A 20,830-nucleotide genomic window follows, 5' to 3' on the forward strand; every position below is an offset into this window, starting at 1 on the left:
CGCAGGGATCATTCGGGCATGGCGGACGAATTCGCGGTGATCATCCTGGCAGGGGGGCGGGGCAGCAGACTCGGGGGAGTGGACAAGGCCGCTGTCCGGGTTGGGGGCAGTTCACTGCTGGACCGGACGTTGGAGGCGGCGTGTGCGGGAAAGCCGGTGGTGGTGGTCGGTCCGCGCGTGTCGGATCGCGAGGTCGTGTGGACGCGTGAGGACCCTCCGGGGTCGGGGCCACTGGCGGGACTGGCCGCCGGACTGCGGCAAGTACCCGCCGCAGCGGAGCTCGTGGCGGTGCTGGCCGTCGATCATCCGCACCTCACGCGGGCAACACTGCACAGGCTGGCGGATGCGGTGGTCGCCGAGTCGATGTGCTCGGGGGCGGTGCTGATCGACGCCGAGGGTGCGCCCCAGTGGTTGCTGGGGGTGTGGCGTGTCGATGCGCTCCGTACCGGGATGCCCGCGCAGGTGAGTGGAGGGTCGGTCCGCTCCGTGCTGGAACCGCTGGATCCGGCCTTCGTTCCGGGGCAAGGTGCCGAGGCATCCGATGTGGATACTCCGGAGGATCTGCGGCGCGCGGCGGATGACTCCTGAGTCGCCGGCTTCGCACTGTGCCGATACGGACTTTACTGTATTAAATTAATCTATTTTTTCAGTGTTGATCGAAATAAATTCCCAAAGCCACAAACAACACAGACGGCGCACCACGCTTCACAGCAGTCACACGACGCATACGTTTCCCTGAGAGTGGGGCGGTGCCCCCACATCCGGGTGGCATGAGCACGTGCCAGGATCTTGCTGACAACACCGAGCGGCACCGGCGCAGCAGCAGGGTCCCAGCGAGGATTCGACAGGAGGATGTTCAAGTGACCGATCCCGGGCAGGGCGAGAGCGGGAACGGCGGTGCGGCGACCGACGCGGCCGCACAGGCCCATTCGATGGATCAGGAAAATACCCCTGCCCGGGACGCGCAGTTGCTCGAACGGACGGTGTTCGAGGTCAAGCGCGTGATCGTGGGGCAGGATCGACTCGTGGAGCGGGTCCTGGTCGGTTTGCTGGCCAAGGGGCACATCCTGTTGGAAGGAGTTCCCGGAGTGGCCAAGACACTGGCCGTGGAAACCTTCGCCTCCGCCGTGGGCGGGACGTTCTCCCGACTGCAGTTCACCCCGGACCTGGTTCCCGCCGACCTTCTGGGCACGCGCATCTACCGGCAGAACAGCGAGCGCTTCGATGTCGAACTCGGGCCGGTGCTGGCCAACTTCGTCCTGGCCGACGAAATCAATCGCGCTCCGGCGAAGGTCCAGTCGGCCCTGCTGGAGGTGATGGCCGAGAAGCACGTCTCCCTGGGTGGCGAAACCTATCCGATGCCCCGCCCGTTCCTCGTGCTGGCCACCCAGAATCCCATCGAGAACGAGGGCGTCTACCCGCTGCCGGAAGCGCAGCGGGACCGCTTCCTGTTCAAACTGCAGGTCGAGTACCCCACAGCCGAGGAAGAACGCGAGATCGTTTATCGGATGGGGGGTGCCACCCCCGAGCCGCAGACGGTGCTCACCCCTGAGGAACTGACACGGCTGCAGACGGTGGCTTCGAACGTGTTCGTCCACCATGCCCTCGTCGACTATGTCGTGCGGCTGGTACTGGCCACGCGCTCGCCCAATGAGCACGGGTTGCCCGATATAGCAGGGTGGGTTTCCTACGGTGCTTCACCGCGCGCCACCCTCGGCGTCGTCGGCGCCGCGCGGGCGCTCGCGCTGGTCCGTGGACGCGACTATGTGCTTCCACAGGATGTGGTCGACGTGGTGCCGGACGTTTTCCGGCACCGCCTGGTGTTGTCCTACGACGCGCTGGCCGATGGAGTTCCGGTCGATCACATCGTCAATCGGGTGCTGCAGACGGTTCCGCTGCCCCAGGTGTCCGCTCGCCCGCAGGCCGGTACGCAAGGCCCCCCGGCGTACGGGCATGCACCGGCCGGTGTGAACCACCGTCAGTGAGGAGCACTTCATCGTGTCGGCAGCCGACGACCAGCGGCCACCCTGGTCCCCACCCGCCCTGCACGGCGACCGACTACAGGTGGCGTTGCGGACTCTGGAACTGACCGTGCGCGGACGCTTGGATGGCCTGCTGCAGGGCAACCATCTGGGACTGGTGCCCGGCCCGGGGACCGAACCGGGAGAGGCGCGGGCCTACCAGCCCGGTGATGACGTGCGTCAAATGGACTGGGCGGTCACTGCCCGTACCACCGAACCACACATCCGCCAGACGGTTGCCGACCGCGAGCTGGAAACCTGGGTGGCGCTGGATCTCTCACCCAGTCTCGACTTCGGCACGGCAGCCTGCGACAAGCGGGAACTGGCGATTGCGGGGCTGTCCGCGGTGACGCACCTGACCAGTGGTGGGGGAAACCGGATCGGTGCGGTCGTGGCAAACGGGCAGGAGACCCGGCGACTTCCTGCACGGGCAGGGACCGAATACGCACGCGCGATGCTGCGGCAGGTGGCCGAAACCCCCCGTGCTCCGGAAGGCACACGCGGTGACCTGGCGCAGGTGCTGGAGTCGCTGCGGAGGCCGCCGCGCAGGCGCGGTCTGGCTGTGGTGATCTCCGATTTCCTCGGTGCTCTCGACTGGCAGCGTGCCCTTCGCGGATTGGCCGCCAGGCACTCCTTGCTGGCTGTTGAGGTTCTCGATCCGCGTGACCTGGAACTACCGGATGTCGGCACCGTGCTGCTGGCGGATCCGGAGACGGGTAAGCAACGTGAGGTACGCACGACGCCGGTGTTGCGCCGTGAGTTCGCCGCTGCTGCGGCAGCACACCGGGACGAGGTGGCGACTGCGCTTCGACGGGCGGGCTGTGCTCACCTGACACTGCGGACGGACTCCGACTGGATCGCCGACATCGTCCGGTTCGTGGTGGCGCGTAAACGAGGCTGGTCCGGGGGAGTGGCGTGATGTTGAGTCTGACCGGATTCACCGCACCGGGCTGGTTTCTGCTGTTGCTGGTGGTGGCTGCCCTGACCGTGGGCTACGTGTGGGTGCTGCGTCGACGCAGCACCCACACCATGCGATTCAGCAATCTGGCTCTGCTGGAGCGGGTGGCGCCGAAACGGCAGGGGTGGCCCCGGCATGTTCCGATGGGTCTGCTCGGGGTGTCGCTGATCCTGCTGACCGTGGCATTGGCCGGTCCGACCGCCGAACAGCGGATTCCGCGTAACCGTGCGACGGTGATGCTCACGATGGACGTCTCGCTGTCGATGAAGGCCGAGGATGTCCGGCCGAGCCGATTCGAGGCGGCGAAGGTGGCGGCCAAGGAGTTCGCGGACGAGCTCACGCCGGGCGTCAATCTGGGTCTGGTGTCGTTCTCCGGCACGGCCACGACCATGGTGATGCCCACGACGGACCGGGCGAGTGTGAAGCAGGCCATCGACAGTCTGCAACTGTCCGAGGCCACTGCCACCGGCGACGGTATCAAGGCCGCGATGACGGCGATCGAGTCGTTCGGCCGGATGATCGGGGGCGCGAAGGGACCACCGCCTGCTCGGATTGTGCTGATGGCGGACGGGGGCCAGACCATACCCCGGGAACTCGATGCGCCGAGGGGCGCCTACACCCAGGCCAGGGCGGCCAAACGTGCCGGCATCCCGATCTCGACGATCTCGTTCGGCACCAAGTACGGGACCATCCGCATCGACGGCGAGTCGCAGCGGGTCCAGGTCGACGACGAGGCGATGCGCACGATCGCGGAGCTGTCGGGAGGTGAGTTCCACAAGGCCGCCAGCGCCGAGCAGCTCCGGCAGGTCTACGACACGCTGCAGAAGCAGATCGGCTACGAGATCAAGCGCACCGATGCGAGTAAACCGTGGCTGGTGCTGGGCACGCTGATGGCGATCGTCGCAGCCGGAGTGTCGCTGTTCGTGGGCCAGCGGCTGCCGTAGAAGCCGGAGAACCCGCCCGGCTGTGGTGCTGATCACGAGGAGCATGCCCGACTCGGTTGCCTGCGTTAAGTTCGGTGGATGAGTGGTGCTCTCCCGGGGCTGGACGAGCTTCCGCTGCTCGTGGAGCTGGGTGCCGCGTTGCTGTTTTCCAGCCTGATCGGGCTGGAGCGCGAAGTCCGGGCCAAAAGCGCGGGGCTGCGTACCCATGCGCTGGTCGGAGTCGGTGCCGCCCTGTTCGTGCTGGTGTCGAAATACGGTTTCACCGACATGCTCGGCTGGGAGAATGTGCAGCTGGGGCCCTCACGAGTGGCTGCCCAGATCGTGTCCGGGATCGGCTTCATCGGTGGCGGTCTGATCTTCGTGCGCAGGGACGCGGTGCGTGGGCTCACCACCGCGGCGACGGTGTGGGTGGTGGCCGCGGTCGGCATGGCCTGCGGCAGCGGGCTCATCGTTCTGGCCGGAGCCACCACGCTGGCCCACTTCCTGGTGGTGGTCGGGTACCAGCGACTGGCGATGCTGCTGCGCAAGGCCATGCGTGAACCTCAGCTCGTGCGTATCGGTTACCTCGACGGCCACGGCGTTCTGCGGAGTGCGCTCACGCTCTGTACCAGCCACGGTTGGCAGGTACTGGATCTGCAGGTCGAGCAGGAAGACACCGACGACACCGACGGCAAGGCGGGACGCACGGCCGTGGTCGCGTTGCGGTTGCGCGGGAAGGGACGGATTTCCGACCTGGTCGACGAACTCGGTGCCCTGGGCGGTGTGTTGCACGTCGCCGCGGGCGAGACACCGGACACCAGCTTCTGAGCCGGCCGTGGCCTCCCACCATTCGTCGGCCCCGGTGAGGCACACACGCCACTCACCCCGAGTCGGCGACGCCGAGGGCGCGGGCGACGAGCGTGGCCAGGTGCACCGATTCGGTGCCGAGCGCTTGGCGCAGCTGGGTTCGGCAGCTGAACCCGTCGGCGACCACCTCGGTGCCGTCCTCGGCAGCACGCACGGCAGGCAGCAGGGAATCCTCGGCACAGGCCATCGAGACGTCGTAGTGCCCACGTTCGAACCCGAAGTTGCCCGCCAGTCCGCAGCAGCCCGAGTCCAGCACCCGCGCTCGCACCCCGGAGGCCTCCAGCATCGAGCGATCGGCCTCGAAGCCCATCTCCGCGTACTGGTGGCAGTGCACCTGCACCAATGCCTCGGAGGCTGTTTCCGAGACCGCTTGTTGCCAGTGCGGCCGAGTCGGCTCCGCCCACTCGGCGAAGGTCTGCGTCGCCTGTGCCAATGCCGCGACATCGGGATCGTGGGGTGCCAGTTCCAGGGCATCGTTGCGCAGGAACGCGGTACAGCTCGGTTCCAGCCCGACCACCGGCAGCCCGGCGTCGAGCTGCGGGCGCAGCAGGCGTGCGGTGCGGCGCACCACCGCGCGCGCCACCTCCAGTTGCCCGGTGGAGGCCCAGGTGAGTCCGCAGCAGACCTGTCCCGGCGGCAGCTCGACCGACTGTCCCAGAGCCTCCATTGCGGTGATGGCGTCCCGGCCGATCCGGGGGTCGAAGTGGTTGGTGAAGGTGTCCGGGAACAGCACGAGCCGTTCCCGGCCCGGTGCGGGCGAGTCACCACCACGGTCGCCGCGGCGACGCTGGGACCACCAGGAACGCAAGGTCTGCGACGCGAGGGTGGGCAGGTCGCGCTCCGGTGCGATACCGCCCAGCCGCTTGAGGATCGGCGCAGTCCATCCGGTCATCACCCGGTTGGCCAGCCGCGGGGCGTACTGTCCGACGGCCAGCCACAGCGGCAGAAACCCCATCGAGTAGTGCGCGGCAGGCCGTAGCCGGTTGCGGTAGTGCTGATGCAGAAACTCCGCCTTGTAGGTGGCCATGTCCACGCCGACCGGACAGTCGGTCTTGCAGCCCTTGCAGGACAGGCACAGATCCAGCGCGTCGCGGACCTCCTCGGAACGCCAGCCGTCCGTGATGGTCTTTCCTGCCAGCATCTCGAACAACAGATGAGCTCGCCCGCGGGTGGAGTGCTTCTCGTCCCGAGTGGCCCGATAGCTCGGGCACATCACTCCACCGCTGGGATTCAGGCACTTGCCGATTCCGACACAACGGCGTGTGGCCGGGGCCATGTCCCCGTCGTCGTGGTGCAGTGCCAGCGTGGTGCGGCTGGGGATGCGTGGCGGAGCCACCAGTACCCGCAGGTCGGCATCGAGTGGACGCGGGCGCACGATCTGACCGGGATTGAGCAGGTCATCCGGATCGAAGGCGGATTTGAAACGGTCGAACGCGTTGATGATCGCGGGCGGGTACATCCGTGCGAGCAGTTCCGAGCGTGCCTGGCCGTCGCCGTGTTCCCCGGAGACCGAGCCGCCATAGGTGGTCACCAGATCGGTTGCCGACTCCAGGAACGACCGGTAGTGCGCCGCGCCCGTGGCCGACCGCAGATCGAAGTCGATCCGCACGTGGATGCATCCGTCGCCGTAGTGGCCATAGGTGACACCGCGCAGACCGAACCGATCGAGCAGCGCGTCGAACTCCCGCAGATAGGAGCCGAGGTGCTCCGGTGGCACAGCGGCGTCCTCCCAACCGGACCAGCGTTCGGACCCGTCGGACATCCGAGTGGAATAGCCCGAACCCTCCTCCCGAATCCTCCACAGCGCGGCCATCCGGGCAGGGTCGGTGTGCACCACGGTCTCGGCACGATCCTCCAGCGCGCGCACGATGTGCCGGGCGGCGGCTTCGGCCTCACCGGGTTCGCTGCCGCCCGTTTCCACCAGCAACCAGCTGCGCCCGCCGGGCAGCAGCCGCAGGGCGGGAGAGTCGGGGTTGCGGTGGGCCACGACGTCGACGAGTTCGGCGCTGAGTCCTTCGATGGCCAGCGTGTCCAGGTCGCGCAGCCGGGTCACCTCGTCGGCGGCGGCATAGGTGTCGGCGAAGCCGAGCACGACCATCGCACGGGCCTGTGGCGCCTCGACCAGCTCCACTGTGGCACCGAGCAGGGTGGCACAGCTGCCTTCGGTGCCGACCAGGGCACGGGCCAGCTGAAATCCGTTCTCGGGCAGCAGTTGGTCGAGGTTGTATCCGGAGACCCGCCGCGTGAGCTCGGGAAAGCTGTGCCGCACCTCGTCGCCGACGTCGTCGACCAGACCTCGCAGCGCCTGATACAGGCGTCCGGTGCGGTCACCGCGCGCGCACAGCGTCTCGAGCTCGGCAGGCGAGGTCGGCCCGACCTGCAGCCGGGTGCCGTCGCCGAGCAGCACATCGAGTTCGCGTATGTTGTCGACGGTCTTGCCCCAGGCCACGGAATGGGTCCCGCAGGAGTTGTTGCCGATCATCCCGCCGAGCGTGCATCGGCTGTGCGTGGACGGATCCGGGCCGAAGGTCAGCCCGTGTGGCGCGACGGCCGAGCGCAACGTATCCAGGACCACACCGGGCTGTACCTGCGCCAGGCGCCGCTGGGGATCGATGTCGAGAATGGTGTTCATGTGCCGCGAGAAGTCCAGCACCAGTCCGGAGCCCGCAGCGTTGCCCGCGATACTGGTCCCGGCGCCGCGGCTGGTCACCGGCAGCCGATGTTGGCGGGCGATGGCCATGGTGGCTGCCACATCATTGTCGTGGCGCGGAAAGACGATCCCGGCAGGGACCCGACGGTAATTCGACGCGTCCGTGGCATACAGCGCACGGGAACCGGGGTCGAACCGGGCCTGCCCGTCGATGGAGGCGCGGAGTTCGGCGGCGAACTCCGGGATGTGCGCGGCCGTGGGGGAGGTGGTGCTCATCGATGCGCGCTCCTGAATGAAAGGATCGGGACGTCGGGGACGGTGCCGAGGCTGATCGACAGCATCCAGTCTCGGCGCGGCGCAGTCTGCCGTCCAGCGGCTTTTCACCGAAACCGGGACACGCAACGGCCACGCCGAGATCGAAGCCGATGCGGGCATACGCGCCGGTAGCCGATAATCTCGCGTCCGGTTGAGGAGCGGCCGGGGAAGCACTCCGCAGCGGCCTGCACCGGATATTCCCGCGTGGTCGCGGTGGCAATGCGGACGGCGGCTCAGGGACCACGAATAATGTTCTCTCGAATTGGTTCTTTTCAGGAGGTGGATCGACAGTGGCACGGTCCGTACTGGTGACCGGCGGCAACCGCGGTATCGGGTTGGCCATAGCCCGGGCATTCCAGGCTGCCGGAGACAAGGTGGCGGTCACCCATCGCGGTTCCGGCGCTCCGGAGGGCCTGTTGGGGGTGAAGTGCGATGTCACCGACCCCGACCAGGTGACACGCGCCTTCGACGAGGCCGAGGCTGCGCACGGCCGGGTCGAGGTGCTGGTCGCCAACGCGGGCGTGACCGACGACGGTTTGCTGCTGCGGATGGGCGAGGAGCAGTTCGATCGGGTTCTCGATGCCAACCTCGCCGGATCCTATCGGGTGGCCAAGCGTGCGGCGAGCAGCATGCTGCGTAACCGAAAGGGTCGGATGATCTTCGTCTCCTCGGTGGTCGGTCTGTCCGGTGGGGCGGGGCAGGCCAACTACGCGGCGAGTAAAGCCGGGCTGGTCGGACTGGCTCGCTCGGTGGCCCGCGAGTTGGGGTCGCGCAGCATCACCGCGAACGTGGTGGCTCCCGGATTCGTCACCACCGACATGACCGAAGCGCTGTCCGAGGAGCGCAAGCAGGAAATCTTCGCCCAGATTCCGCTGGCGCGTTTCGCCGAACCCGAGGAGGTGGCCGGAGCGGTGACCTGGCTGGCCTCCGATGCGGCGGCCTATGTGACCGGCGCGGTGATCCCGGTCGACGGTGGCGCGGGCATGGGCCACTGACCCGATCCCGTCCTGTCCCGCAGTGTTCCCAGTCAATATCTCTTGTCGAAAGGATGCCCATGACCGGCTTGCTCGAAGGTAAGCGGATCCTGATCACCGGTGTGATCACCGATGCCTCGATCGCCTTCCATGCTGCGAAAGTCGCCCAGGAGCAGGGGGCCGAGGTCGTGTTGACCGCGTTCGGTCGCGTGCGTCTGGTCGAACGCATCGCCGATCGGCTGCCGAAGAAAGCGCCGGTGATCGAACTCGACGTCACCAACGCCGAACACCTCAGCAGCTTGCCCGATCAGGTGCGAGAGCACGTCGACGGACTCGACGGTGTCGTGCACTCGATCGGCTTTGCCCCCGAGTCCTGCCTGGGTGCGGACTTCCTCGAAGCACCATGGGAGGACGTCTCCAGCGCTCTGGAGATATCGGCGTACTCGCTGAAGTCCCTGACCGGGGCATGTCTGCCGCTGATGAGCGAGGGCGGGTCGATCGTCGGGATGGACTTCGACGCCCGCGTGGCTTGGCCCGCCTACGACTGGATGGGCGTGGCCAAGGCAGCGCTGGAGTCGACCTCGCGCTACCTCGCCCGGGAACTCGGACCGAAAGGCATCCGCGTGAACCTGGTTTCGGCCGGGCCTGTGCGCACCATGGCGGCCAAGTCGATTCCGGGATTCAAGGGCCTGGAGGACACCTGGGGGGAGCGTGCTCCCCTGGGCTGGGATGTGGAAGATCCCACCCCGGTGGGGCAGTCGGTGTGCGCGCTGCTGTCGGACTGGTTGCCGAAAACGACCGGCTCGATGGTCATGGCCGATGGGGGCTTCCACGCCGTCGGTGCCTGAGCACGTCACGAATATCCGCGCGTGTGGCCGCCTCACCCGGGCAGGACCCGGGCGGGTGGCCACGATCGTGCAGGCGTCATCATGGTCGGGTGAGCAATCCGGTGAGCTTTGATGCGGTGCTGTTTTTGTCGTTCGGCGGGCCGGAAGGCCCGGACGAAGTCCGCCCTTTCCTGGAGAACGTGACCCGGGGCAGAGGAGTGCCGCCGGAACGTCTGGACGAGGTCGCCGAGCACTACCATCATTTCGGCGGTGTCTCGCCGATCAATCGGCTCAACCGGGAGATCATGGCGGCGGTGGACACTGAGCTCACCGCGCGGGGTGTGGACCTGCCGGTGTATTTCGGCAACCGCAACTGGCACCCGCTGGTGGAGGACACCGTCGGCCGGATGGCCGACGACGGAATACGGCGGGCGCTGGTGTTCGCCACCTCGGCGTGGGGCGGTTATTCGGGCTGCAAGCAATATCACGAGGACATCTCCCGAGCCCGCGGGGCAGTGGGGGAGCGTGCACCGGAGCTGGTGAAACTGCGGCAGTTCTACGATCACCCGCTGTTCGTGCAAGCCAATGCCGATGCCGTCCGCCGGGCCTACGCCGAGTTGGCGGCCTCGACACGCGAGCAGGCCCGGCTGGTGTTCACCGCGCACTCGGTCCCGTTGCAGGCCGATGATCAACCGGGAGCCGACGGCCGGCCGCAGTGGTACTCCCGACAAGTCCACGAGACGGCCCGACTGGTTGCCGAGGAGGTCGGTGTCGACAGCTACGACGTGGTCTGGCAGTCCCGATCCGGCCCGCCGAGCGTTCCGTGGCTGGAGCCGGACATCTGCGACCACTTGGATGAGGTGCACGCCGCGGGAGTCGGGGCGGTCGTGGTGAGCCCCATCGGATTCGTCTCCGATCACCTCGAAGTCGTCTGGGATCTCGACAATGAAGCCAGTGAGAAGGCCGAGGAACTGCGGATGGGTTTCGCCCGCGCGGCCACGGCGGGCACGGACCCGCGATTCGCGGAGATGATCGTCGATCTCGTCGTCGAACACCTCGAGGCGAAACAACCCCGCAAACTGTCCACCCTGGCCAGCGCGGGATGCACCACCAACGGAGAGCCCTGCGCTCCCGGCTGCTGCTGAACGCGCCCCACCGGGCGACCGTGCGAGAAGGCGGCCGCCCGGTGTGACAGGCGATTCAGTGCTGCTCGGCGCGGTCGGCCAGCACCCGCACCATCTCCGCAATGGCCGAGCGCCGAGCAGCACGCACCGAATCGAACAACGGCCGAAGTGCGTCGGTGCGCGCGCGGGTGGCCGATGCGGACAGCGCACCACCGGGTGCGTCGTCGGTGGCGGCCCAGAGAATGGCTTCCACTTCCGAGGCCCGCTGCAGAATCCGCAATGGCCGCTGCGGCACGTCCTCGGGCCAGGACGGGTTCGGGCGGGACGAGACGGTCTCGGCGATCTCATTGCGGACGCCGGGACGGCGCTTGGCGATATCGAGATCGGTCAGCGTGCTCGCGGCTTCCCGCATCGCCGAGGCCATGCCGTGCTCGGCCTCGCCGATGGGCAGATGCTCGGCGGGCGGGAGATCATCGAGTTCGAAGACTGTCCACCGGAGGATTCCCTCGGCAGCGGGGTCGGGCTGTCGGGGCACCAGACCCAGCCCGGCGTCGGCCAGAACGACCGCCTCGCCGCGATGCAGCGCCGCCCGGGAGAACTCGGTGGACCCGTCGAGCCCGCGCACGTCACCGGCCACTGGTAGGACCAGTTCACCTCGGGCTGCTCCGGCTTTACGCAGCGCTGCCAGCAGCAGCGCCGGACCGGCGGGGGAGTCTTCGGGGCCCGGAAGATCCAGGCGCGAGGCGAGCTCGTCCTCGGCAGTGCGCACTTCGTGCGCCTCGGCCCACACCTGCAGGGCATCGAGCACGTCGTCCGATGCGGCGGCCCCGTGCAGCCACGCGGATGCCCAGACGACCATGGTTGCGCTTGGACATGGCACGTCGTCCAGGGTACGGATTCGCGTGCTGTCTTCGCGATCGGGTTGGTGCGGTAGCGCGGCGTGTCCGATGCCTCCACCGAAAGACAGCAGACTACGGTTCCGAGGCGTGCGTTCGATCGATTACGGCAAGGACGCGGTGGCCGGTGGCCGACCTCGTCGAAGCATTCCGGAGATCACCGCGGTGGCCGGCCTCGTCGTCGAGGATCCGGCGAGCGGCTTCTGCGGTGCCGTCGTGCGTGTCCAGCGCGGCAACCAGGTCAAGCACGATGTGGTGTTGGAGGACCGGCACGGCCGTCACCGGGTGTTTCCGATGCGGCAGGCGGCCTTCCTCCACGACGGTGCCCCGGTCACCCTCGTGCCCGAGCCCGTGGCCACCGGCCCGGCTTCCGGAAGCCCGACCTCCGCCGGGAGTGCGGCGGCGCAGTCGGCGTCGGGTTCCGTGCGCGTGGAGGGATTGCGTGCCCGTACCGCTCGCGGCAGTCGCCTCTGGGTGGAGGGTCTCCACGATGCCGAATTGGTGGAGCGTGTGTGGGGTCATGACCTGCGTGTGGAGGGGATCGTGGTCGAACCGTTGCACGGTGTCGACGACCTGCCCGCACTGCTGGCGGAATTCTCACCCGGGCCGGGGCGACGTGTCGGGGTATTGGTGGACCACTTGGTCGCAGGAAGCAAGGAATCCCGGCTTGTCGAGAGCATCGACGATGCCGACGTCGCGATCACGGGCCACCCGTACGTCGACATCTGGGAAGCGGTCAAGCCGCGGTCGTTGGGCATCGCTGCCTGGCCGCACGTTCCACGTGGCACATCGTGGAAGGACGGTGTCTGCGCCGAGCTGGGATGGGCCGGGCCCGCTGACGGCTGGCGCCGCGTACTCGCGGCCGTGTCGAGTTTCCGGGACCTGGAGACACCGTTGATCGGCGCCGTGGAACAGTTGATCGACTTCGTGACGACGCCCGAGAACTGATCGGTGTGGGTGCATGTCGTCTTCTGCCCGGCGGATCGGCCGGCACGGCTGCGGTGATCACACCTTGGTTACGGCCTGATCGGCCAGCCACGGTGCGTGGACATATCTGACACTATTGGTGCATGGCCGCACTGTTGTGGCTGATCGCAGGAGTGATCCTGGTGGCAGCCGAAGTCATCTCCGGCGAGCTCGTGCTGCTGATGCTCGGTGCCGCGGCGATCGGTACCGCCGGGGTGGCAGCGTTGGGGGCTCCGCTGTGGCTGGACGCCGTGATCTTCGCCGCGTTGTCCGGGGGACTGGTCGTGTTGGCCAGGCCGGCTTTGAAGCGCCGGTTGGAACGGGGTCATGAGCTGAGAACCAACGTGAACGCCTTGATCGGGGCCCGTGCGACGGTCGAATCGACGGTGGATGCCACGGACGGCCGCGTGCGCATCGGCGGTGACGTGTGGTCGGCGCGAGCGTTCGACGAGACGCAGGTACTGGAGCGGGGCCGAACGGTGACGGTCATGGAGATCTCGGGGGCCGTTGCCGTCGTCTGGGCCGAACCATGAGGAGGCTGTTGTGAATCCGACCCCGATTGTCCTGATCGTGGTGGCTGTCATCGTATTGCTGGTGATCGTCCTCGCGGTGAAGACGATCCTGTTGATCCCGCAGGCGACGAGTGCGGTCATCGAACGGTTGGGGCGCTTTCGCTCCGTGGCCGAACCGGGGCTGAACTTCCTGGTGCCGTTTCTGGATCGGGTTCGCGCCAAAATCGACCTGCGCGAGCAGGTGGTCTCGTTCCCACCGCAACCGGTGATCACCCAGGACAACCTCACGGTCTCGATCGACACCGTGGTGTATTTCCAGGTCACCGATTCGCGCTCGGCGGTTTACGAGATCTCCAACTACATCCTCGGCGTGGAGCAACTCACCAGTACGACGCTGCGTAACGTCGTCGGAGGGATGAGCCTGGAGGAGACTCTGACCTCCCGCGATCAGATCAACACCCAGTTGCGTGGAGTTCTCGATCAAGAGACCAGCCGGTGGGGAATCCGGGTCGCGCGAGTGGAGTTGAAGGCCATCGACCCGCCGCCGTCGATCCAGGACTCGATGGAAAAGCAGATGCGCGCGGACCGGGAAAAGCGCGCCATGATCCTCAACGCCGAGGGCGAGCGGGAATCGGCGATCAAAACGGCCGAGGGTCAGAAGCAGTCGCAGATCCTCTCGGCGGAGGGAGCCAAGCAGGCGGCGATTCTGTCCGCGGAAGGGGAACGCCAGTCCAGCATTCTGCGCTCGCAGGGTGAGCGGGCGAGCCGGTACCTGCGGGCGCAGGGCCAGGCGAAGTCGATCGAGAAGGTGTTCGCCGCGGTCAAGCGGGGCAAACCGACCCCGGAGTTGCTGGCCTACCAGTACCTGCAGACCCTGCCCGAGATGGCCCAGGGGGACGCCAACAAGGTGTGGGTGGTGCCCAGCGACTTCAGCAAGTCGCTGGAGGGCTTTGCCCGGATGCTCGGCGCCCCCGACGAGCAGGGAGTGTTCCGCTACGAGCCTCCGCAGGAGGAGCCGCCGGAAACCGCCCCGGAGGAGGACGAGGAGTCCATCTCCTCCTGGTTCGACATCTCGACCAGCCCGGAGGTGGCCGAGGCGGTGCGTGCCGCCGAGGCGGTGGCACGCAAGGAAGTGCCCAACATGAACAACATCGGCGGTGGCCGATCTTCCTCGCAGGCCCCCGCATCGCCCACTGCGCAGCAGCCCGCGGTGCCGGGGTCTGAGTAGCAGCGGAACAGGATCCTCCGTTAGCGGACCAGCTGTCTGTGTGGGTGCTCAGGTGGCGGTATGTCGATGCCCTGATCCGAGCACCACGAGGTCGACCTGCTTGGTCTGTCGACGAAGACCTCATCGCAGCCTGCCGCACGCAGCGCATCTGCTTGGGCTTCGGAGTGCTGGTCGCGGGTGGGGACGCGTCCGTAGCCGATACCGCATGCGACGGACTGTATTGCGAAGGCCCGACAGCGTGACGGTGGCGCGGACACGGGTTGCGTGACAAACCCGACCTGCGAAAACGCGTGCGTGTTGATGGTGTCTCGTGAACGTTCATTTCTGCAGCAGCAGGGCTGCTCCAGCGACAGAGACTGGCGAACGGGTTTCTGGTGAACGTTGATTCCCGTGGCTGCGCTGAGCCGCAGGACGGGGAGCCCGCGTCGGTCGGTGTGGACTCCCCGTCCGTTGGCGGAGTTGTGTTCGGTCAGGTTGTCGATTCGGCGGGTTCGTCCGTGGCGGTGTCGTGTGGCTCGGGCTTGGTGCTCGGTTGTGCGCTGAGCATGGTCAGGGCCAGGACCCCGGCCGTGACGAGCACACCGGCGGCGACGGTCATTGCGGTGCTGTAACCGGTGACGAGGGCTGTCCCGGTGGGAAGGTCGGTGTTGTCCGGGTCGACGCGGTAGACGGCCGCCTGAGTCAGTGCCATGACGCCGAGGCCGAATCCGAGGGCGAGCAGGAACATGGCTGGTGCCAGATGCAGCCAGTAGCTCACCTCGACGGCGACGGCCGAGAACCGGAATGCGGCCAGGGCGCTGAGCAGCGCGCCCAGGGTGCCGAGTTGGCCCCGGTGGCGCTCGGCGGCGATGAGGGTGCGGCTGCCGAGGAGGACGAGCAGGCCGACGGGGACGTTGATGAAAGACACCCAGCCCCAGCCGAGGGCGCTGCCGAGCGGCCTCATATCTGAACGGGGGGATCACCCCGGAGGGCTTCGGCTATCCGGTCTTGTGGCGCTGGTAGTGCCGGGCGACGCGGGCTCGGTTGCCGCAGCGGGTGGCTGAGCACCAGCGGCGGCGCGAGTGAGCCGGCAGGAACAGCAGCACGCAGCCGTCGGCCGCGCACTCGCGGATCTTGGCGACCGCTGGATCGGACAGCAGGTCGGCGGCGGCTTCGGCGAGCCGGCCCGCGAGGCGCGTTCCGGGCGGGCCGATGCGCCGTCGGGCGCCAGTGGTGATCGACCCGTTCCAGCTCAGTTCGTTGATGAGGGGCGCAGCGCCCTGTGTGTGGTTGAGCGCGTCGAGGTCGGCCTCGGCAGGGCGTTCGCCCCGGCGAACGCGGGCGAGAGCTTCGGTCGTGTGCTCGCGGATCGCCCGGACGTCCGCCAGGTCCTCCTCGGCAAGGTGCGCGAGCACGTCGTGCACCTCCGGGAACCGGTCGGCTTGAAGCCCGAGCCAGGCACGCAGACCGTCGAGCGTGGTGAGCAGATCACCCGTGGCCGGGCGGGTGTTGACCAGGTCCAACGCCAGCGGCTCGCCGACGAGCGGGGCTTCATCACTCATAGACTAATGCTACCTCAATTCTTGACGCATTAGTATGCCGTCACGTACTAATGCATTATCGACAACTTAAGGAGTTAGCATGATGTCCGATCGGATCACGCGCACCACCCACCGGCACGTCGACGTCGACGATGTCCGCGTCTTCTACCGCGAGTCACGGCCCGACAGGGCGGGTGCACCCGTGCTGCTTCTCCTGCACGGCTTCCCCTCGGCCTCGCACCAGTTCCGCCGCCTCATCGACGTCCTCGGAGCGCGCTACCGGCTGATCGCCCCTGATCTGCCCGGGTTCGGCCACACCGAGACCCCGGATGACTTCGTCTTCTCCTTCGACCAGCTCGCCGAGGTCACCGACGGCTTCGTCCAGCGGCTCGGACTGGACCGGTTCGTCATGTACGTCTTCGACTACGGCGCCCCCACCGGCTTTCGCCTCGCCGAACGCCACCCCGAGTGGATCACCGGGCTGGTCGTGCAGAACGGCAACGCCTACGAGGACGGGCTCTCCGATCTCGCCCGCGACATGCTCACCCAACACCCCGACAACCCCGGCGCCGAGGACACCCTTCGAGACCTGCTCACCCTGACCACCACACGCGGCCAGTACGAGACAGGCGTGGCCACCCCCGAACTCATCGCCCCGGACGGCTGGATCCTGGACCAGTACTTCCTCGACAAGCCGCAGCGCCAGCAAGCACAGCTGGCGCTGCTTTTCGACTACCACTCCAACATCGAGCGCTACGACCGCTGGCAGGCCTGGCTGCGCAAGCACACCCCGCCCACGCTCATCACCTGGGGCAGCAACGACCCGTTCTTCCCCGAACCCGGTGGCCGCGCCTACCTGCGCGACCTGCCCGAGGCCGAACTGCACCTCTTCGACACCGGCCACTTCGCCCTCGAAGACCACCTGAGCCGGATCGCGCCACTCATCGCCGACTTCCTCGACCGCACCTGGCGGTAGTCGCGTCCGCCCCGGTCGGCGAACCACTCCTGGTCAGGCCGACAGCGCGGCCTGACCACCACCTCTTTCGGTGTTCCACAGCACCACGGCGTTGAGCACCAGGCCGAGCGCGCCGAGCTGATCTTCCATGCCTTCCTGGTAGCTCTGGCGGAGTTCGCCGCGGTGGCCGAAGCAGAGCGTGCGGGCCGGGTCGATGTGCCAGAACCGAGTGTCGGCGAAGTTGGCCAGCCGGGGTGCGTACTGCATGCCGCAGATCCGGCACAGGCCGAAGACCATGTCCGAATGAGCGGTTCGACGGAGCTTTCCCGCTCGGACTCGGGGATCGTCCAGCGCGGCTGAACACGAGGGCGCGTCCGGTTTGGGTCCGGCAGCACCCGGTGCTGCCGGACCCAACTATTTGTGATGACTGCATGCTGGAGCAGAATACGAAAAGATATACTCATATTTACTGCACTTTCAGTATAAAATAAAACTAATCAAACATCACACCGTCCAAGCAGATCCCTCACAGAACAACAACGCACGGACAAGAGAGCTGTACTGCGCACGATCAATCGGGAGCCGTCCCGACCGGCACTGCGGGAGACCGCCGAACTTGTCGGTACCGGCAACCTGCAACGGTGCCGATATCCCGGAAAAGTTACTCGAAGCCGGATTCAATCACTGGGGCAGCCCGACATCCCGGCCTCAGGCCGGTACCTGGTCAGCCGCTTGCAACAGCTCGGCAATGTTGATCTTTCCCATGCCGAGCATGGCCTGGGTGGCTCGTTGTGCCCGGCTCGGATCGGGGTCATCGATCAGTTCGAAGAGCACGGTCGGAACGACCTGCCAGGAAAGGCCGAACCGGTCCTTGAGCCAGCCGCAGGGTCCTTCCTGTCCGCTCTCGGACAGCCGACTCCAGTAGTAGTCGACCTCGTTCTGATCCGCGCAGGGAATCTGGAAGGAGACGGCCTCGGTGAAGGGAAACTGGGGTCCACCGTTGAGCCCGACGAACTGCTGCCCGTCGAGGCTGAAGTTGACGGTCATGACGCTGCCCTCAACTCCGGGTGTCTCGGGCCCGTAGCGGGTCATTCCGAGAATCTCGGAGTTGGGAAAGATGGCGGTGTAGTGCGCTGCTGCCTGCTCGGCCTGTCCGTCGAACCACAAGCAGGGGATGGTCGTCGGCATTGGTCGTCCTCTCTTTGGCCCGGGGTTGTTCCCGGCTGAAGGTATGACCGTGCCCGTCCGTGAAATTCATCGGCATTGGTGTTGAAGCCTGGCTCGCACGCCGCGCTGACCTGCTGGATGGATGCCGAGAACATCACGGTCGACGATGAGTAATCACACCACGCGCCCGCGCAGCTCCCGAGCACCCACCCACGCTGCCTCATCCAGCAGGTCAGGATAGGAGTCCGGGAGGATCCAGGACAGATCGAACAGTTGATTCAGGGTCGCAACGACGGCAGTGCCGGTGTCTGCCCAGCCATTTCGGCTGGGCAGACACCGGCACCAATGCGCCCGGCGGGGGAGCGGCCGGGCTATTTCGTGACCTCGAATGTGATGGTCTTGGTGTACTCGCGGCCGTGGACGTCGGTCGCGGTGACCTGGGCGGTGTGCTCGCCGACGGCCAGGTCGGCAGGCAGCTGCAGGCGCCACAGGTGCATCGTCCGGTCGGCCAGGCCACCGCCGTGGGCCAGTTGCTCCTGGACGGCAACCGGGTCGGACCACTCGGCGCCGACGCGCGGGGTCTCGCCGTTCATCGGCTGGGTGCGGACGGCCTGGAGTGCCTGGCCGCCGTCGAGCGAGACCTCGACGGTGGAGCCGGTGGAGCCCATCCAGAAGTTGGTGGTCAGCCACGTGTTCTGCGTGAGTTCGTCCCGGGAGACGGTCAGCGGATTCGCGAACTCCGGCGCGGATCCCTTGTTGTCCACGTTCTGCGCGTACCAGGCGCGGTAGCGCGGGGTGTTGAGCCCCACAGCCATGTGCCGCGACTCGTCCCCGCCACGGACCGTGTAGCGCTCGGTGACCTCGGTGTTGGTGATGTCCAGGGTCAGCACACCGGGCGGGGTGCCGTCGCGCTGGATCGCGGTGGGGTAGCCCTCGTTCAGGACGCGTCCGCTGTACCAGTGGCCGGAGACCGCGCCGACGGTCAGGTGGGTGAACGGCAACCCCGCCTCGCCGACGATGTCCTTCCAGCCGGCCATGAGGTCGCCCTCGCGGAGGTTTTCCATCATGTGGGTGTGCCCGGCCAGGGAGATGACCTCGCGGCCTTCGAGGATCTCGTAGATCTCCGTGAGCTGCTTCGTTCGGTGTGAGTTGCTGTAGAAGAACTCCAGCAGCGGGCTGTGGGAGGCGAGCACGATCACCCGGTTCTTCGGTACCTGGGCGATGTCGTTGCGCAGCCACTCGAGTTGCCGCTGTCCGAGGCCGTATGTGTAGTCGCCCTTGTCGGCCGGCCGCTGTGTGGGGTACTCGATCGAGTTCAGCGCGACGATGTGGGCTTTGCCGGAGTCGTAGGAATAGTACGTCGGGCCCAGCTTCGCGCGGAACGTGTCGAAGTTGTGCTCCCGGGACGGGGAGTCGAAGTCCAGGTCGTGGTTGCCCGGCAGGAAGCGGGCCGGGCCGTTGAGCATGCCGGTCAGCTCGCGGGTTTCGGAGTACAGTGACAGGTCGTCGCCGACGACGTCGCCGATGAACAGCGCGCCGCAGCCGGCGTAGTTCTTGCGCGCAGCCAGGTCGGCGAAGACGCCGTTGCGGGCGTAGGCGACCTGCTTCTGGTTGTAGGTCTGTACGTCGGCGCCGATCACGCAGTGCTGCCGCGGGGACTGGGTCAGCTTGCTCTTGGCCAGCGGGAAGTTCACCGCGTCCGGCAACGGGCCGGTCGGCGCCAGACCGCCGTAACGCAGCTCGGGAGATCCCTCCGGCAGGTGGTGGTAGGAAAACTGCGCGACGTTGTCCTCGTCGACCGGCACCTGGTAACCCCGGGGCTGGGTGACGAAGACCGTCATGTTGTCGTAGGCGGGGAGCTCGTAGCGGCCCTGGCTGTCGGTGGTGGTGACCTCGCGGCCGTTGGAGACGGTGACGCCGGTGATGCCGGGCTCGTTGGTGTCCTGGGTGGAGTTCTTGTTCTTGTCGTCGAAGACGACGCCGTCGAGGACTTTCTGGTCCCCGTCCGGGCCTTTTACGATCTCGACAGCGCCTTGGTAGGCGTCGGCCCCACCGGCGTCCAGCGGGGCGCGGTCGGGGGTGGCCGACGCTGCGGGAGAAATCAGCGTGCCGGTGAAGACGAGCGCGAGGGCGCCCGCAGTGAGGCTGAGGGCATGGGGTCTGTGCCTGAGTGGGTGGGTGGACACGTCCACGCAGATACCTCCGGTCGAGTGGTAAGCAGGCCGGCCTCGCGCCGGCCACGGGCACTCTCACAGGCCCGCATGAACGGGTGTGAACGGAGAAGTAACCCCCTGCGGACAGGGGTTTGAAGTAATAGGCCCAGTTCTCCGGTTTCCACGGCCAGCCGCAAAGTAGGCGGCCGTGTGGTCGTCGTCGCTCGCTCGTGGCCATCGGATCTGCGGGATAGTCCGCGCGAGGTGCGGCTGACGCCGGGTGCCGGTAAGCATGTTGTTATCAACCGCAATCGTGGTGCATTATTGCTGGTCACGACTGTTCGAGTGGATCACACTGGTGCGTGGTGCTCCGGAACGAGTGCCCGCTTTCTACGCTTGTGCCCGGCAGTGATGTTCTCGGGCTCGGCTCTGATGCTCTCCTTGCCGGCACCCCATGTGGGCTAAGCAACAGTCGGCGGGTTCCTGACTCCGTTGGCAGCGGTCGGCATTGCTGTTACTGCCTGGACCTGGGGTTGGGATCTCGTCTGGGTGATCCTGGCCTGTTCTGACTCAACTTCGCCGCTGTCGAGCCGATCTCAGTGTGGTCGAGAGAGCTTCACTGCGGTTGAAGTCGAGGAGGCGTGGGTTGGGCTTGGCGGTGGTGCGTGACCTGCGCGAGCTGCGGGCTCCGGCGAGCGCGGAGGAGCTGGCGGAGTTCGAGACGGACGTGCTGGCCGGTTTCGTGCTCGCTCGGGCAGCCGCCGGGCTGGTGGA

18 protein-coding genes and 2 pseudogenes are annotated in these 20,830 nt (G+C 67.0%); 13 read left to right on the plus strand and 7 right to left on the minus strand.

Annotation, left to right across the window (positions count from 1 at the left end):
• Positions 1-18 precede the first annotated feature (18 nt).
• From mobA to JOF55_RS22835, 5 genes are all read left to right on the plus strand, one after another.
• Positions 19-588 (plus strand): molybdenum cofactor guanylyltransferase, encoded by a 570-nt coding sequence (gene mobA / locus JOF55_RS22815; protein ID WP_310278181.1) that lies wholly within the window; start codon positions 19-21, stop codon positions 586-588.
• Between the two features lie 344 nt (positions 589-932).
• Positions 933-1,985: an AAA family ATPase gene (locus tag JOF55_RS22820; RefSeq protein WP_374727592.1), complete on the plus strand. Its 1,053-nt coding sequence runs from the start codon at positions 933-935 to the stop codon at positions 1,983-1,985.
• A 13-nt stretch (positions 1,986-1,998) separates the two neighbouring features.
• Complete coding sequence (locus tag JOF55_RS22825; RefSeq protein ID WP_310278185.1) at positions 1,999-2,940, plus strand: DUF58 domain-containing protein; 942 nt, start codon at positions 1,999-2,001, stop codon at positions 2,938-2,940.
• Complete coding sequence (locus JOF55_RS22830; RefSeq protein ID WP_310278189.1) at positions 2,940-3,923, plus strand: VWA domain-containing protein; 984 nt, start codon at positions 2,940-2,942, stop codon at positions 3,921-3,923. The genes JOF55_RS22825 and JOF55_RS22830 overlap by 1 nt, the downstream gene beginning before the upstream one ends.
• Before the next feature lie 78 nt (positions 3,924-4,001).
• On the plus strand, positions 4,002-4,730 hold the full coding sequence (locus JOF55_RS22835) for an MgtC/SapB family protein (RefSeq protein ID WP_310278192.1): 729 nt from the start codon (positions 4,002-4,004) through the stop codon (positions 4,728-4,730).
• A 52-nt stretch (positions 4,731-4,782) separates the two neighbouring features.
• Here the strand turns inward: JOF55_RS22835 and JOF55_RS22840 are convergent, their stop codons facing one another.
• Positions 4,783-7,695: an FAD-binding and (Fe-S)-binding domain-containing protein gene (locus JOF55_RS22840; RefSeq protein WP_310278197.1), complete on the minus strand. Its 2,913-nt coding sequence runs from the start codon at positions 7,693-7,695 to the stop codon at positions 4,783-4,785.
• 329 nt (positions 7,696-8,024) lie between these two features.
• Between JOF55_RS22840 and fabG the strand changes: the two genes are divergently transcribed.
• The 3 genes from fabG (at position 8,025) to JOF55_RS22855 (ending at position 10,680) form a co-directional block, all read left to right on the plus strand.
• Positions 8,025-8,729, plus strand: a complete 705-nt coding sequence (gene fabG / locus JOF55_RS22845; protein WP_310278200.1) for a 3-oxoacyl-ACP reductase FabG — start codon at positions 8,025-8,027, stop codon at positions 8,727-8,729.
• Positions 8,730-8,788: 59 nt separating this feature from the next.
• Positions 8,789-9,556 carry an enoyl-ACP reductase FabI gene (fabI, locus tag JOF55_RS22850; RefSeq protein ID WP_310278203.1) on the plus strand — a complete coding sequence of 256 codons (768 nt, stop codon included), beginning with the start codon at positions 8,789-8,791 and terminating at the stop codon, positions 9,554-9,556.
• Positions 9,557-9,657: 101 nt separating this feature from the next.
• Complete coding sequence (locus tag JOF55_RS22855; RefSeq protein ID WP_374727593.1) at positions 9,658-10,680, plus strand: ferrochelatase; 1,023 nt, start codon at positions 9,658-9,660, stop codon at positions 10,678-10,680.
• A gap of 55 nt (positions 10,681-10,735) precedes the next feature.
• Here JOF55_RS22855 and JOF55_RS22860 read toward each other — a convergent pair whose 3' ends face one another.
• Entirely contained in the window at positions 10,736-11,518 is a 783-nt protein-coding gene (locus JOF55_RS22860; protein ID WP_374727594.1) for an Rv1486c family protein, read from the minus strand.
• 127 nt (positions 11,519-11,645) lie between these two features.
• On the opposite strand from JOF55_RS22860, the gene JOF55_RS22865 reads away from it, so the two are divergent.
• The 3 genes from JOF55_RS22865 to JOF55_RS22875 all read left to right on the plus strand — a co-directional run bounded on the left by JOF55_RS22865 (position 11,646) and on the right by JOF55_RS22875 (position 14,261).
• The gene (locus JOF55_RS22865; RefSeq protein WP_310278212.1) at positions 11,646-12,503 is read left to right on the plus strand and encodes a DUF3097 domain-containing protein; all 858 of its coding nucleotides are present in this window, start codon (positions 11,646-11,648) and stop codon (positions 12,501-12,503) included.
• 122 nt (positions 12,504-12,625) lie between these two features.
• Positions 12,626-13,054, plus strand: a complete 429-nt coding sequence (locus tag JOF55_RS22870) for an NfeD family protein (RefSeq protein WP_310278215.1) — start codon at positions 12,626-12,628, stop codon at positions 13,052-13,054.
• Positions 13,055-13,079: 25 nt separating this feature from the next.
• A complete protein-coding gene (locus tag JOF55_RS22875; RefSeq protein WP_374727595.1) occupies positions 13,080-14,261 on the plus strand; it encodes an SPFH domain-containing protein in 1,182 nt (393 codons plus the stop codon).
• Between the two features lie 469 nt (positions 14,262-14,730).
• Here JOF55_RS22875 and JOF55_RS22880 read toward each other — a convergent pair whose 3' ends face one another.
• Together JOF55_RS22880 and JOF55_RS22885 are read right to left on the minus strand one after the other, a co-directional pair.
• A complete protein-coding gene (locus JOF55_RS22880) occupies positions 14,731-15,168 on the minus strand; it encodes a hypothetical protein (protein ID WP_310278220.1) in 438 nt (145 codons plus the stop codon).
• A gap of 70 nt (positions 15,169-15,238) precedes the next feature.
• Complete coding sequence (locus tag JOF55_RS22885) at positions 15,239-15,802, minus strand: CGNR zinc finger domain-containing protein (protein WP_310278223.1); 564 nt, start codon at positions 15,800-15,802, stop codon at positions 15,239-15,241.
• A 79-nt stretch (positions 15,803-15,881) separates the two neighbouring features.
• Between JOF55_RS22885 and JOF55_RS22890 the strand changes: the two genes are divergently transcribed.
• The gene (locus JOF55_RS22890; protein ID WP_310278226.1) at positions 15,882-16,757 is read left to right on the plus strand and encodes an alpha/beta fold hydrolase; all 876 of its coding nucleotides are present in this window, start codon (positions 15,882-15,884) and stop codon (positions 16,755-16,757) included.
• A 69-nt stretch (positions 16,758-16,826) separates the two neighbouring features.
• Here the strand turns inward: JOF55_RS22890 and JOF55_RS22895 are convergent.
• The 3 genes and pseudogenes from JOF55_RS22895 to JOF55_RS22905 all read right to left on the minus strand — a co-directional run.
• Positions 16,827-17,045: pseudogene (locus JOF55_RS22895) on the minus strand (Tn3 family transposase); the annotation flags it as partial.
• Between the two features lie 399 nt (positions 17,046-17,444).
• Positions 17,445-17,924 carry a VOC family protein gene (locus JOF55_RS22900; protein WP_310278228.1) on the minus strand — a complete coding sequence of 160 codons (480 nt, stop codon included), beginning with the start codon at positions 17,922-17,924 and terminating at the stop codon, positions 17,445-17,447.
• Between the two features lie 350 nt (positions 17,925-18,274).
• Positions 18,275-20,089, minus strand: a complete 1,815-nt coding sequence (locus tag JOF55_RS22905; protein WP_374727596.1) for a calcineurin-like phosphoesterase C-terminal domain-containing protein — start codon at positions 20,087-20,089, stop codon at positions 18,275-18,277.
• A gap of 613 nt (positions 20,090-20,702) precedes the next feature.
• On the opposite strand from JOF55_RS22905, the pseudogene JOF55_RS24610 reads away from it, so the two are divergent.
• Positions 20,703-20,830, plus strand: a pseudogene (locus JOF55_RS24610) (site-specific integrase); the annotation flags it as partial.

The organism is Haloactinomyces albus, assembly GCF_031458135.1.
In the GTDB taxonomy this organism is placed as follows: Bacteria; Actinomycetota; Actinomycetes; order Mycobacteriales; family Pseudonocardiaceae; genus Haloactinomyces; species Haloactinomyces albus.